The sequence below is a fragment of the Priestia sp. TRN 1309 genome (assembly GCF_050846875.1).
GTDB lineage: Bacteria > Bacillota > Bacilli > Bacillales > Bacillaceae_H > Priestia > Priestia zanthoxyli.
The window spans coordinates 502814-516848 of record NZ_JBOZGM010000004.1 but is presented as its reverse complement, the minus strand read 5'-3'; the positions used below and the strand labels follow the sequence as shown (position 1 = coordinate 516848).

The following is a 14035-nucleotide window of genomic DNA, read 5'->3' as shown; positions in this document are numbered from 1 at the left end:
AATGCTAGAAAGATAGAGTATTTAATCGTGTAAAGAGTATAAAACGCAACGGCTGGAAAACGTAGTTTGGAATGTAAAAAAAGTCGTACCCTTTTTTTGAAAAACGGTTACATAAAAAGTCTCTTGCACGTAAACTTTGGTCCTAGTTACAGCTCAATGAAAAAGATGAAAATGAGAAATAGCTACATTTGGCACGTTTGACTTTCGTCATTTATCCAAGTAATCTTTTGGTTGAACGGAACCGGTTCTGTTTTCGGATTTTTAATAGCTAATTGAATTAATAAATTTATATTCTTTACTAACCCAAAAGGAGAAAACATATGAAAATGAAACGAGTTGCTAAGCATACAACTGCTGCTACATTGGCTGCAGCCCTACTAGTAGGCGGGGGATACCAAACATTTGCTAAAGGAAACGACAGCAAAGACTTTAATAACAGCTACGGAATTTCGCATATTACTCGCGATAATATGGTGAAAATTCCACAGCAGCAAAACAGTGATCAGTTTAAAGTTCCTGCTTTTGACGAATCAACTATTAAAAACATTGCTTCTGCTAAGGGAAAAGATGCATCGGGAAATACAATTGACTTAGATGTATGGGACAGCTGGCCATTACAAAATGCTGACGGAACAGTGGCGACTTATCATGGATATCAAATTGTGTTTGCCCTAGCAGGTGATCCAAAAGATTCGAATGACACGTCTGTTTATCTTTTCTATAAAAAAGCTGGAGACAAATCGATTGACAGCTGGAAAAACGCTGGAAGAGTGTTTAAAGACAGCGATAAATTCGTTCCGAATGACCCGCACCTTAAAAATCAAACACAAGAATGGTCTGGTTCTGCCACATTAACGAAAGATGGTAAAGTTCGTTTATTCTACACGGATTATTCAGGTAAACAATACGGAAAACAAACGTTAACGACAGCTCAAGTGAACATGTCTCAGCCAAACGATAATACGTTAAAAGTTGACGGAGTAGAAGATTACAAGTCAATCTTTGATGGTGACGGAAAGATTTATCAAACGGTTCAGCAGTTTATTGATGAAGGCGGTTATGACACAGGGGATAACCATACGCTAAGAGATCCTCATTACATAGAAGACAATGGACATAAGTACCTTGTTTTCGAAGCTAACACTGGAACAGAAGATGGCTATCAAGGCGAAGACTCTCTATATAACAGAGCATACTACGGAGGAAACAATCCTTTCTTCCAATCTGAAAAGAAAAAGCTTCTTGAAGGATCTAATAAAGAAAAAGCTTCTTTAGCAAACGGGGCTTTGGGCATTATTGAGTTAAATGATGACTATACGCTCAAAAAAGTAATGAAGCCGCTTATCACATCAAATACAGTTACAGACGAAATTGAACGTGCAAACATTTTCAAAAAAGATGGAAAATGGTACTTGTTCACTGATTCTCGCGGATCTAAAATGACGATTGATGGAATCGGACAAGATGATGTGTATATGCTAGGCTATGTTTCAAATACGTTAACAGGAAAATATAAGCCTTTAAATGATACGGGATTAGTTCTTCATATGGATTTAGATCCTAATGATAAAACATTTACGTATTCTCACTTTGCCGTACCGCAAACAAAAGGTAATAATGTTGTTATTACAAGCTACATGACAAACAGAGGCTTTTATGAAGACAACCACTCTACATTTGCACCAAGCTTCTTAGTAAATATTGACGGTTCAAAAACATCTGTTGTAAAAGATAGCGTTCTTGAACAAGGTCAGTTAACAGTGGATGAAGACTAAGCCCTTTGCAATAGCAACAAAAGAAAATGGTGATTGTAATCACCATTTTCTTTTGTTTTATTCGATGTAGACAAAAAAGAGAAAGGCGGGGTTTGTTTGAAGAAAAAAGGTGCTTATAAATGGATAACGCTTGCCGTTCTTTTAGTTGTAATAGCCGGACTCATTATAGCAGGCGTATCCAAAAAAGAGGATACAAAAGATCGAGGAAAAGAAAAAGGAAATAAAAGTGAATCCACTTATCGCCCGGTGTATCATTTTAGCACGCCTGATAAATGGAAAAATGATCCTCAAAAGCCCATTTATTTTGACGGAGAGTATCATTACTATTACTTATACAATCATGATTACCCTAAAGGGAACGGGACGGAATGGCGACATGCAACGTCTAAAGATTTGGTTCATTGGAAAGATAAAGGAGTAGCTATTCCAAAGTATACAAATAAAAATGGCGATATATGGTCCGGATCTGTTGTAGAAGATAAAGAGAACACAGCAGGTTTTGGTAAAGGCGCAATTGTAGCGATTATGACCCAGCCTTCTGCTGATGGACAAAAGCAAGAACAGTATTTATGGTATAGCACCGATAGAGGAAAAACCTTTAAATCATATAGCAAAAATCCTATCATGCCTAATCCAGGCACCAAAGATTTTCGAGATCCCAAAGTAATATGGGATAATGAACATGATAAGTGGGTTCTCGTCATGTCAGAAGGTGAAAAAATCGGATTTTATGAATCTTCTAATCTAAAGGATTGGACGTATACGGGAGGACTTGTCACTAAAGATATTGGCATTACAGAATGTCCAGATCTTTTTCAAATGAAGGCGGATGACGGGACAGTTAAGTGGGTTCTCGGGACAAGTGCAAATGGAAAAGAAAGCGGAAAGCCAAACACCTATGCTTATTGGACAGGAAATTACGATGGAACAACATTCACTCCCGATATGGATGAGCCGCAATGGCTAGATCATGGTTTTGATTGGTACGGAGCAGTCACGTTTAAAGACGGTAAAAATGAGGATTCTTTAGAAAAACGCTACGCTTTTGCATGGATGAACAACTGGGATTATCCAGATAAGACACCAACGATGAAAGATGGGTTTAACGGATTCGATTCAATAACTCGTGAAATTACGCTTTCAAAACAAGACGACGATCAGTACAGCCTGTTATCAAAGCCTGTCGAAGAATTAAATCAGCTAACTGATTCAACAAATTCTCTCAAGCAAGTAGAAGTAAACGGAGAGAAAAAGTTAAAGGTAAAAGGTGAATCTTATCAGCTTGATACAGATATTTCATGGTCAGATGCAGAAAATGTAGGCTTACGACTTCGAGAGTCCGCAGATCAAAAGCGGCACATTGATGTCGGGGTTTTTGCAAAAGATAACGTCTCATATGTGAATAGAAGCTATAGTAATCAGCCTGATCAAAGCAAAAAATATGTGGAAAGCCGCGATTACTTTGATGCAGGCAAGAAAAATGTTCATTTGAAGATATTGGTAGATAAAACAAGTATTGAAGTCTTTATTGATGATGGAAAAACCGTACATTCTAGCGAGGTGTTTCCTCGTCACAACGACCAAGGAATTACACTTTTTTCCCAAGGAGGAACGTCTTTCTTTAAGAACATAGAAATCAAACATTTTCGTTCCAGTCAGTAAATTCCCTATTTTTAAAAAAGGGAGCAGAATATCACCTTATTATGGTTTAGGACTCGTTAAAAAGGGTATATGCCTACTAACAGTAAATGAAAGGGTGTTTATTCAAATGGAAGAGAAAATGAGACAACTAATAGAGGGACTTAATACCGATTTAGCGGGTGAATATTCGGCGGTTATTCAGTACACTTACTATGCGTCTACAGTAACCGGCCTAGAATATCAAATTTTAAAACCTTTCTTTGAAGGAGAAATTCCTGACGAGCAAGGGCATGCCCTTTATTTATCAGAAAAAATCAAAAACCTTGGCGGTGAGCCAACAACAAAGCCAGCTGAGGTGAAGCACGTCTCAAACGTGACGGAAATGCTTAAAGAAGCGAGCAAGGCTGAAAAAGAAACGATCCAGCGCTACGAAGAGCGTAAAAAACAAGCAGAAGAGTTAGGATTAACAGAGCTTGTTGTCAAACTTGAGGATATGATTGCAGATGAAACAAATCATATGGAAGAAATGGAACGTTTATTAAAAGATCCCCGACTAAGTTAATCATACAAAATACGTAAAAAGCATCCCGTAACACCTGTTACGGGATGCTTTTTGTGGTTTGAAAAAGAAATAAAACATCATGTACGCATGTTTTTATAAATGAGAGGAAAGTCATATTTTTGAAATTCTCTATCGCTTTGAAAAAATTTATAGTAAAATAATTATTTGGCTGCATATGGCAGTAACTATATGCGGAGCATCACATACATATAAAGGCTAAAAGGGTATAAGTATATTGAAACCGCTTTTATCTTCTGTAAAAAAAACGATGGTATGCCCGCAGTTGCAAGGAGAGAAAGAGATGAGGAAACGAATCATGACAGCGCTGCTGCTTGTCACTGTTTTAGCTGCAATGGAAGGAACCATTGTCAGTACGGCTGTTCCAAGAATTACAAGTGATTTGTCGGGTATTGAGCTAGTTAGCTGGGTATATGCCATTTATATGCTGACAACCGCTGTATCTACACCTATATACGGAAAGTTAGCGGATTTATTCGGCCGCAAAAAAGTTATGCTTGTTGGAATTATTATTTTCTTAATCGGATCTATACTTTGCGGGCTTAGCTTTTCGATGCAACAATTAATTGTCTACAGAGCAATCCAAGGGCTAGGCGCCGGGGTCGTTATGCCCCTTACAATGATTATTATTGGCGACTTGTATGAAGAAGCAAAAGAAAGAGCCAAAGCCCAAGGTTGGATTAGCGCAGTTTGGGGAGTTGCTGGAGTTCTCGGTCCTCTTCTTGGGGGATTTTTAGTCGATACGCTGTCTTGGCGCTATATTTTCTTTTTAAATATACCGTTTGGACTAATGGCTTTTATTGTTCTTCTAGTAAACTATAAAGAAGAAGTGGTAAAAGAAAAACGCTATATCGATTACATTGGAGCGGTGACGTTTTCAGTTGGAACCATTGCATTTTTATACGCGCTTTTAACCGGAAGTCAGCATCAAAACTGGGGAGATCCGATCATTATAGGATTATTTGTTCTAGCTGTTCTGACATTCATGGGCTTTATTTATATCGAAAAGAAATCGCCGGAACCTCTTATTCCGCTTGAGCTGTTTTCTATTCGAAGTGTATCTGTTATAAACTTATTAACACTTCTTGTCGGGTCAGTAGTTATTAGTATTACGGTTTACCTTCCAATTTGGAGCCAAGGAGTGATGGGAAAAAGTGCAACCGCTGCCGGTTTTGTGTTAATGCCCATGCCAGTATGCTGGACAATTGGTTCACTGCTTTCAGGGAATTTAGTAGGGCGTCTTAAAACGCACTCCATCCTTACGCTAGGAACGGCAATCGTAAGTACGGCATGTTTTATGCTGTTTTTAGTCTCCACGCACTCACCCGTATTTTTAATTTATGTAGCCGTTGGGGTTCTTGGGTTAGGAATGGGGATTATTACGCCTATCTTTATGTTAGTTATTCAATCAGCAGTCCCAGCCAGCAAAAGAGGAGTAGCGGTGGCTCTTAATACGTTTACAAATACATTTAGTCAAACACTAGGTTCCGCAGTGTTTGGTACAATCTTTAACTTAGTGACGCTTTCACAGGCAAAGAAATTAGGGCAAGAAAATTTGAATGCTTCGTTTGAGACAGGCGGGGTACCGGCAGAAGAACTGTCAAAGCTGCATGAAATTCTTGCATCAGGTGTTCACATTATTTACAGTGGAACGTTTTTAGCTGCTTTACTAAGCTTTGCTGTCTCATGCTTATTAGTAAAAAACGGCCATAAAAAAATAAAGAACATATCTGTGCAAAAGTAACGGAAGAGACTGTTACAAAAGTAGTTTAATTGAAGGACAATCCGAACGAGTTTGATTAAGGACCAAACTCGTTCGGATTTTTTTATTGGTAGGTGAATGTAGGTGCTTTTAGCTGTTGAATTAGTTATGCATTAGTCTCTTTTTTAAAAGAATTATCAAAGAGAGAAAAGAAAAAAGATATTGTCTAATAACGTTCGGGAAAAATCGTTAACAGAAGGACGGATTTTTATTATTGCCGAAAATTTCTTATTTTTTGTTTTTTTAGTATGGACATTTACTTGGTTGTTGATTATTATAAATTCTATAAGTATTGAATTTTAAGCGCTTACAAAAGAAACATTTGTCTTTCTCAGGAATACACTTGATTTTTAATTCATATACTACAAGTGCTTAGATTAATCTTTTAATGGGGAAAAGAGAAGTTTATAAGACGTGTTGAACAACAATGAGGGGGTATGGAAGATGACAAGCAGACGTTTAAAAGAATTCTTGAATAATAATTTAGAAGATTTAAAAGATAAAGGGCTATACAACGTCATTAATCCAGTAGAGGGACCAAATGGACCTGTGATTCAAATTGATGGAAAACAATTAATTAATTTATCATCCAACAACTATTTGGGGCTTGCTACAGACGAAAGGCTTATTAACGCGTCCAACGAAGCCACTGAAAAATACGGGGTGGGAGCTGGAGCTGTCCGAACGATTAATGGAACTCTAGATATTCATATTAAGCTAGAGGAAAAGCTTGCCGAGTTTAAGCATACGGAAGCAGCTATAGCTTACCAATCTGGCTTTAACTGCAATATGGCAGCCATCTCTGCAGTTATGGATAAACAGGACGCGATTTTATCAGATGAGCTGAATCACGCTTCAATTATTGACGGGTGTCGGCTATCAAAAGCAAAAATTATTCCTTACAAACATTCGGATATGGAAGATCTCCGTGCAAAAGCAGGCGAAGCACAAAAGTCCGGTGCCTATAATAAAATAATGGTAATTACCGACGGTGTATTCTCAATGGATGGAGACATTGCTAAGCTTCCGGAAATTGTAGAAATCGCACAGGAATTTGATTTAATCACATACGTAGATGATGCTCACGGATCGGGCGTATTAGGTAACGGTATGGGGACAGTCAAACATTTTGGCTTATCTGAAAAAGTAGACTTCCAAATTGGAACATTGTCAAAAGCGATTGGAGCTGTAGGCGGATACGTAGCTGGAAAAAAAGACTTAATTGACTGGTTGAAAGTACGAAGCCGCCCGTTTTTATTCTCGACTGCTATTACACCAGGCACGGCTGCTGCATGTATTAAAGCGATTGAAATTCTAAGCACAAGTACAGAGCTGCAGGATCAAATGTGGGAAAACAGCCGTTATTTAAAGCAAGGATTAAAAGAGCTGGGCTTTGATACCGGCGAAAGTGAAACACCTATTACTCCGTGCATTATAGGAGATGAAAATCAAACGCAGATTTTTAGTGAGAGATTAATAGAAGAAGGGGTATACGCTAAATCAATTGTTTTCCCTACCGTTCCAAGAGGAACAGGACGCGTTCGCAATATGCCAACGGCTGCTCATACAAAAGAAATGTTAGATGAAGCACTTCGTATCTACAAAAAAGTAGGCAAGGAAATGAAATTAATCTAAACGTTGAATCTAAGCAGTACATGAGGAGGATATTGAGATGAAAAAAGTATTAATAACGGGGTCTCTAGGACAAATCGGTTCTGAATTAACAATGAAAATGAGAGAGATATATGGTTCAGAAAATATTATTGCCACTGATATTCGCAAGACGACGAGCGATGTTGTGACTTCAGGTCCATTCGAGATTTTAGACGTAACGGATCAGACTGCGTTATTTACGATCGCCGAAAAGCATAAAGTCGATACGGTTATTCACTTGGCTGCGCTGTTATCAGCGACAGCCGAGCAAAAGCCGCTTCTAGCTTGGAATCTAAATATGGGCGGATTAGTAAACGCGCTCGAAGTAGCTCGAGAGCTGAAGTGCCAATTTTTTACTCCAAGTTCAATTGGTGCATTTGGTCCAACGACTCCAAAAGACTGGACGCCGCAGGATACAATTCAACGTCCTACCACGATGTATGGTGTTAATAAAGTAGCGGGTGAATTACTTTGCGATTACTATCACCATAAATTCGGAGTAGATACACGAGGGCTACGTTTTCCAGGCTTAATTTCATACGTAACGCCTCCAGGTGGAGGGACAACGGACTACGCTGTTGAAATTTATTATGAAGCCGTTAAACATAAGCGCTATACGTCTTATATCGACAAAGGAACCTATATGGATATGATGTATATGCCTGACGCACTAAACGCTGTCATCCAACTAATGGAAGCAGACGGTTCTAAGCTGAAGCATCGAAATTCATTTAACGTTTCTGCCATGAGCTTTGATCCAGAACAAATGGCAGCTGAAATCAGAAAAACAATTCCGGAATTTGTGCTGAATTACCAAGTAGATCCTGTTCGACAAGCAATTGCTGAAAGCTGGCCCAACCATATAGATTCCAGCTGTGCGAAAGAAGAGTGGGGATTTAAAGCAGAATATAACCTAGAAAAAATGACGAGAGAGATGCTGGGAAAGTTAAAAGTTGAATCACAGCTTGTCTTAACGTAAGTAGAGAAAAATGATTTCTTCCTTGACAATAAAGTAAGCGCTTACTAAAAGGTGAGTTACTTGTTGCAAGTTCTACTTCGTAACAGTGGTGGACAGTACACATAGATTCTCTGACCCTTTAAGTGAGCGCTCGTTCGCTGAATAATCAGCACCCTTTTAGGTACCGTCTGTTAAAATAATAAGGGGATAGAAGGGAGGGAATGACAGTTGAGCAATAAATTTCAACAAGTTAATGATTTTTCAATGGGAAGATTAACATCTTTACTCGTTCTTTTACATAATACGGAACTAGCTGAAGGTATTGAAAAGGAAATCAATGAGAGAGGATATAGCTATACAGTTGGAAAAGTCGGAGCGATGGAGCTGTCTAAAGTTGTGGCCGCAATTGAAACGAGCGCCAAGACAAACAACATTATTAATGCCCAGTCGTACCGGGAAGTCCACGCTCTTTATCATGCTATACTTGAAGCTATTCAAGGAGTTAGTCGAGGAACGCTGCAGCTAGGTGATATTTTACGGACGGTAGGACTCACATTTTCAATTGTGCGCGGAAAAATTGAGTTCTCAGGATCAAGCGACGAATGGATTAGCGTTTGTGTGTATGGAACGATAGGCGCACCGAAAAAAGGCTTTGAACATGATACGTTAGGTTTTGGTTTTAACCATATTTAAAAATAATGGACAAAATAGTATGAACGTAAAAAGTGAGAGATGCACATAGCTGCTTTAAAAAAGATATTTTTCTTATTGAAAGCTTTTGTGCGGCGTGTTAACATAATGATTAATATAATAATTGCCTTTAAGACGGTCCAGAGAGGCCGAAAAGGACGGATCACTTATTTACTGCTTCTATGCCTATCTGTGCCCTTTTGCCCTCTGCGACAAAAGGGCTTTTATGCGTTGCGTACCTCTTTTAAACGAAGTCCAGAGAGGCTTCAAAAGAGAATGGACATATGTTATTTTATCCATTCCTTCAAAAAAGAAAGAGCGTTGATACAGAAAGAATACAGTGGAGGGTGGAACAACATGAATTATCGTAACAAGACAGTTGTAGCATCAGTAGCAGGTTTGACGTTAGAAGGGATGGACATTATGTTTATCTCGTTTGCTATGTCAATGATTATCGCTGAATTTCACATTGATTTAGCAACGGGTGGACTTATTTCTTCTATTACGAATATAGGAATGCTGATAGGCGGAGTCATCTTCGGAATTTTAGCAGATAAATTTGGAAGAGTGCGGGTTTTTACCTACACGGTTCTTCTATTTGCAGTCGGAACGGCATTAACAGGTTTTGCAGCAAATGTTGAACAAGTGTATGCTTCACGATTTATTGCCGGAATTGGGGCTGGAGGAGAGTACGGAATCGGTATGGCTCTTGTTGCAGAAGCGTGGCCGAAACATAAGCAAGGAAGAGCTTCATCTTATGTTAGTATTGGCGCACAATTTGGAGTTATTCTTGCGGCGCTTTTAAGTTCTCTGATCCTGCCGATTTTCGGATGGAGAGCGCTGTTTTTTGTCGGAATTATCCCCGTCATTTTTGCTTTTATCGTACGAAAAAATTTAAACGAATCTCCTGAGTGGCTAAAAGCTCAAAAAGAGAAAACAGCCGTTGTTAAAAATAATGGCAAGCTACGTCAACTATTTGCTACGCCTAAGACGGCGATGACGACTATTTCTCTGGCAGTGATGGCTACCGTTCAAATTGCAGGCTATAACGGACTCATGATATGGCTTCCGTCTATGCTTCAGCAATCACAAGGACTCTCTGTTTCAAGTTCAGCTCTTTGGACAATCAGTACAGCCGTCGGAATGATTATAGGCATGCTAACATTTGGTCAATTTATGGATCGTTTTGGTTCGAAACGTACTTTTGGAATTTTTCTTCTCGCTTCAGCGTGTGCGGTATTTTTATACTCGTATGCCGAAGGAAGTGCAGGGCTGCTTATAGGAGGAGCTGTTGTCGGATTTTTCTCAAACGGAATGTTCGCAGGATACGGAGCCTTGATCAGCAGTCACTATTCGGTAGAAGTTCGCAGTACTGCAACGAACACTATTTTTAACTTCGGGAGAGCGCTCGGAGGGTTGTCACCCATTCTTGTCGGCTATCTTTTGCAAAGCTATGATATGACGGTAGCGATGACGTACTTGGCGGGGCTGTACTGTATTTCGTTTATTTTTATGATGAGTCTTAAAAAAACGGGAGAAAAGAACGTGAAACAAATGAACGCTCAATCTGCTCTTTAACATAAAAAATAGATTCTATGCTTTTCTGGAAAAAACCGCGCTTACTCAAAAGGGCGGTTTTTTTGAGTGTATAAAAAATAAGTTCAGGTGTTAGATGATTGTTTCTTTCACAGATGCTTTATTAACAAAGACGTCCACAGTATCTATAAAAATATTTATGGATAAGCAGCTATTTTCTAATTTGTATTATAGTAATTCCTCTCTTACAATATGATGTGTAAGGCGGAAACAGAAAATACTATCTTTATTTACAGGAGGACGTTACTATGTCTAAACATATATTAATGGTCGTAACAACGGCTGACAAAATGAAAGAAAATCATCCAACAGGCCTTTGGCTTTCAGAATTTGGTGAAGCGTACGTAGAGTTTGAAAAAGCTGGATTTACGATTACTGTAGCAAGTCCTCTAGGAGGAAAAGCGCCGGTGGATGCTCGCAGCCTTGAAGGAGAGACTTCTCAAGAAATCTTAAATACAGCTAAGCATCTAGAGAATACCCTAAAACTTGATACAATTACAGACAGTGCTAAATTTGATGCTGTTTTCTTACCAGGCGGTCATGGCACAATGTTTGATCTGCCAGATAATCAAACGCTTCATGCTTTAATTCGTGAACTATACGAAGGAGACAAAGTAGTAGCCGCTGTATGCCATGGACCCGCAGGCTTAGTAGGTGTTACATTATCAGATGAAAAGCCGTTGGTGGAAGGAAAAGATGTTGCTGCGTTTACAGATGATGAAGAACGTGAAACAACATTAGACCGCTTCATGCCGTTTCTTTTGGAAACACGTCTGCGTGAACTTGGTGCAAATGTAGTAACTGCTCCAAACTGGACCGATAATGTACAAGAAGATGGCAACCTAATAACAGGTCAAAATCCTCAGTCAACAATCAGTGTAGCAAAAGCAGTCGTGAAACAATTATTAAACTAAGATGTAAAAAAGCCTGTAGGACTACAGGCTTTTTTATTAACAGCATCAACAAAGACCGCCGTAGATAATGTGTATGTTTTGCTGTTTTGGACTAGAGAGATCCATCATCATACAAAAAATATGATGGTCAGTGTAATGAATACAAAAAGAGGGAAGCTTTTTATGGAGACTATTTTTTAAAAGAAATGAGGAAAAACGATGTCAGAAGTTATTATTAACGCCATTTTACAAGCCAAGCCAGGAAAAGAAGAAGAGCTTCGATCAGAGTTAGTAAAAGTTATTGAACCATCAAGAGAAGAAAAAGGATGTATTCAATACACTCTCCACCAGGATACAGACAAAGCAGGCACATTTGTTTTTTATGAGAAATGGAAAAGCAAAGAAGATGTTGAAGCTCACATTGAAACACCTCACTATCAACAATACAGACAGCAAACTGAACCGTTAATTGAAAGCAGAGCAGTACATCGTTTACAAGAAGTACGTTAATAAAAAAGAAGCTGGAACAAAAGTGTTTTAGTTGAAGGAAGATCCGAACGAGTAATCGAGATTCTTGATGGAGAATCAAACTCGTTCGGATTTTTTTGTGGTTATGGTGAATATGAGTTTCATTTAGTGAGACCAAGCAGAAGCGTAAGCGATGAGGAGGCTAATCGACCGCACGCAGAAAGAAAAGGCTTGCAGGGAAATCAACAGCGGAATAACAAATAACCCATACTAAGTCCTTTATCCCATTTGTTTATCTTTAGATGGGATTGATTTCGTTATGACTCAATCTCTGTTTGTTATAAAGAACTAAAAAGCTGCAGAGGAAAAAAATTTCAGCTGCAAAAAGCCGATTGGAAAAGGGATAAGGCTGTGGAAGAAACAAAAAATAATACCAGTGGTGTTTGAGAAGCAGACAGGCGGGTAGATAAAAACTAGATGACATAGTTCAATAATTAACAAACTAAAAGGAGAGATCAAATCAATGCGTACAAATTTAAAACACTTTATTAACGGAGAATGGGTTGAATCAACAGGAAGCGAAACGTCAGATGTGATCAATCCTGCTACTGAAAAATCAATTGGTAAAATTAGCTTAGGTACAAAAGAAGATCTAGATAAAGCCGTGGCAGCAGCTAAAGCAGCCCTTCCCACATTTTCAAGAACAACAAAAGAAGAGCGAATTAAAATGCTTCGCAATATTGCAAAAGGATATGAAAAGCGTAAACAGGAGCTTATTGAAGTTATGACTGAAGAGCTTGGCGCTCCTTTAAAAATTTCAGAAGAAGTGCACTATGAAATGGGACTTAGCCACTTTAAAGAAGCAGCTAATGCGCTTGAAGATTACACATTTGAAAAAGAGCATGGAAGCTACAAGGTCGTAAAAGAGTCTATTGGAGTAAGCGGACTTATTACACCATGGAACTTCCCAACAAATCAAACGTCTACTAAAATTGCAGGAGCTATCGCAGCAGGAAGTCCAATGGTATTAAAACCATCAGAACTTACACCGTATGCAGCGATGATATTAGCAGAAATCATTGATGAAGCTGGTGTACCAAAAGGTGCCTTTAACCTTGTAAACGGAACGGGAAGCACAATCGGTGACGGTATTAGTTCTCACCCGGACATTGATTTTGTATCATTTACAGGATCAGGTGCTGTAGGCGAGAAAATTATGCAAAACGCTGCTAAAACAATCAAAAAAGTAGCCCTTGAGCTAGGCGGGAAATCACCGCTAGTTGTATTAGAGGATGCGGATGTAGAAGAAGCGGCTAAAATAGCAGTTTCACACATTGCAATGAATACAGGGCAAGTATGTACGGCAGCAACGCGCATTATCATTCCTGCCTCTATGAAAGAAAAATTTGAAGAAGCAGTGAAGAAAGTTCTACCATCATTCCCAGTTGGTGATCCGTTAGATAAAGACAACGTAACTGGACCGCTCGTAGCGGAAAAACAGTGGGATCGCGTACAGGATTATATTCAAAAAGGAATGGATGAAGGTGCAAAGCTTCTTACTGGCGGAACGGGCAAACCGGACGGCTTAGAGACAGGGTACTTTGTTAAACCGACAGTCTTTACTGACGTTTCAAATGATATGGTTATTGCACAAGAAGAAATCTTCGGACCTGTAACAACTATTATTACGTATGATGATCTAGAGCAAGCTCTTGAAATTGCAAATGATACAGTTTATGGACTTGCAGGCTATGCGGTCGGAAAAGACCAAGAAACACTTGACTATGTTGCTAAAAACATTAGAGCTGGTCAAATCATCGTTAACGATGCCGAGCAAGACAGAGCTGCGCCATTCGGCGGATTCAAACAATCTGGTATTGGACGCGAGTGGGGAGCATTTGGTATTGAAGAATATCTAGAGCCAAAAGCGATCATGGGCGTTAAAGTTCCGGCAAAAGTATAATTAATGTAAAAAAAGAAGGGAGTTTTTCTCCTTTCTTTTTTTAGGATAAAGGATTA

At 38.9% G+C, this 14035-nt stretch carries 11 protein-coding genes; all 11 read left to right on the top strand.

The annotated features are described in order from the left end of the window. Positions 1–320 precede the first annotated feature (320 nt). Complete coding sequence (locus ACRPLQ_RS18865; RefSeq protein ID WP_028413955.1) at positions 321–1775, top strand: glycoside hydrolase family 68 protein; 1455 nt, start codon at positions 321–323, stop codon at positions 1773–1775. Positions 1776–1871: 96 nt separating this feature from the next. Next, complete coding sequence (locus ACRPLQ_RS18860) at positions 1872–3437, top strand: glycoside hydrolase family 32 protein (RefSeq protein ID WP_033578499.1); 1566 nt, start codon at positions 1872–1874, stop codon at positions 3435–3437. Positions 3438–3543: 106 nt separating this feature from the next. Continuing rightward, positions 3544–3978 (top strand): ferritin-like domain-containing protein, encoded by a 435-nt coding sequence (locus ACRPLQ_RS18855; RefSeq protein WP_013056263.1) that lies wholly within the window; start codon positions 3544–3546, stop codon positions 3976–3978. A gap of 301 nt (positions 3979–4279) precedes the next feature. Beyond that, complete coding sequence (locus ACRPLQ_RS18850; RefSeq protein ID WP_098627170.1) at positions 4280–5740, top strand: MDR family MFS transporter; 1461 nt, start codon at positions 4280–4282, stop codon at positions 5738–5740. Positions 5741–6202: 462 nt separating this feature from the next. Continuing rightward, the gene (locus tag ACRPLQ_RS18845; RefSeq protein WP_376185183.1) at positions 6203–7393 is read left to right on the top strand and encodes a glycine C-acetyltransferase; all 1191 of its coding nucleotides are present in this window, start codon (positions 6203–6205) and stop codon (positions 7391–7393) included. Positions 7394–7430: 37 nt separating this feature from the next. Then, positions 7431–8390, top strand: coding sequence for an L-threonine 3-dehydrogenase (locus ACRPLQ_RS18840; protein ID WP_034266646.1), 960 nt, complete (start codon positions 7431–7433; stop codon positions 8388–8390). Positions 8391–8597: 207 nt separating this feature from the next. Beyond that, positions 8598–9062, top strand: coding sequence for a hut operon transcriptional regulator HutP (gene hutP, locus ACRPLQ_RS18835; RefSeq protein WP_028413950.1), 465 nt, complete (start codon positions 8598–8600; stop codon positions 9060–9062). Between the two features lie 354 nt (positions 9063–9416). After that, complete coding sequence (locus ACRPLQ_RS18830) at positions 9417–10637, top strand: MFS transporter (RefSeq protein ID WP_049163753.1); 1221 nt, start codon at positions 9417–9419, stop codon at positions 10635–10637. A 266-nt stretch (positions 10638–10903) separates the two neighbouring features. Next, on the top strand, positions 10904–11569 hold the full coding sequence (locus ACRPLQ_RS18825; protein ID WP_432236227.1) for a type 1 glutamine amidotransferase domain-containing protein: 666 nt from the start codon (positions 10904–10906) through the stop codon (positions 11567–11569). 198 nt (positions 11570–11767) lie between these two features. Beyond that, a complete protein-coding gene (locus tag ACRPLQ_RS18820; protein WP_033578504.1) occupies positions 11768–12058 on the top strand; it encodes a putative quinol monooxygenase in 291 nt (96 codons plus the stop codon). A gap of 481 nt (positions 12059–12539) precedes the next feature. After that, complete coding sequence (locus ACRPLQ_RS18815) at positions 12540–13979, top strand: aldehyde dehydrogenase family protein (protein ID WP_432236226.1); 1440 nt, start codon at positions 12540–12542, stop codon at positions 13977–13979. Positions 13980–14035: the final 56 nt, after the last annotated feature.

Coding starts and splice junctions, on each gene's coding strand:
- ACRPLQ_RS18825 (WP_432236227.1), top strand. CDS start 10,904: ATGTCTAAACATATATTAATGGTCGTAACAACGGCTGACAAAATGAAA.
- ACRPLQ_RS18845 (WP_376185183.1), top strand. CDS start 6,203: ATGACAAGCAGACGTTTAAAAGAATTCTTGAATAATAATTTAGAAGAT.
- ACRPLQ_RS18865 (WP_028413955.1), top strand. CDS start 321: ATGAAAATGAAACGAGTTGCTAAGCATACAACTGCTGCTACATTGGCT.
- ACRPLQ_RS18855 (WP_013056263.1), top strand. CDS start 3,544: ATGGAAGAGAAAATGAGACAACTAATAGAGGGACTTAATACCGATTTA.
- ACRPLQ_RS18830 (WP_049163753.1), top strand. CDS start 9,417: ATGAATTATCGTAACAAGACAGTTGTAGCATCAGTAGCAGGTTTGACG.
- ACRPLQ_RS18840 (WP_034266646.1), top strand. CDS start 7,431: ATGAAAAAAGTATTAATAACGGGGTCTCTAGGACAAATCGGTTCTGAA.
- ACRPLQ_RS18820 (WP_033578504.1), top strand. CDS start 11,768: ATGTCAGAAGTTATTATTAACGCCATTTTACAAGCCAAGCCAGGAAAA.
- ACRPLQ_RS18850 (WP_098627170.1), top strand. CDS start 4,280: ATGAGGAAACGAATCATGACAGCGCTGCTGCTTGTCACTGTTTTAGCT.
- ACRPLQ_RS18815 (WP_432236226.1), top strand. CDS start 12,540: ATGCGTACAAATTTAAAACACTTTATTAACGGAGAATGGGTTGAATCA.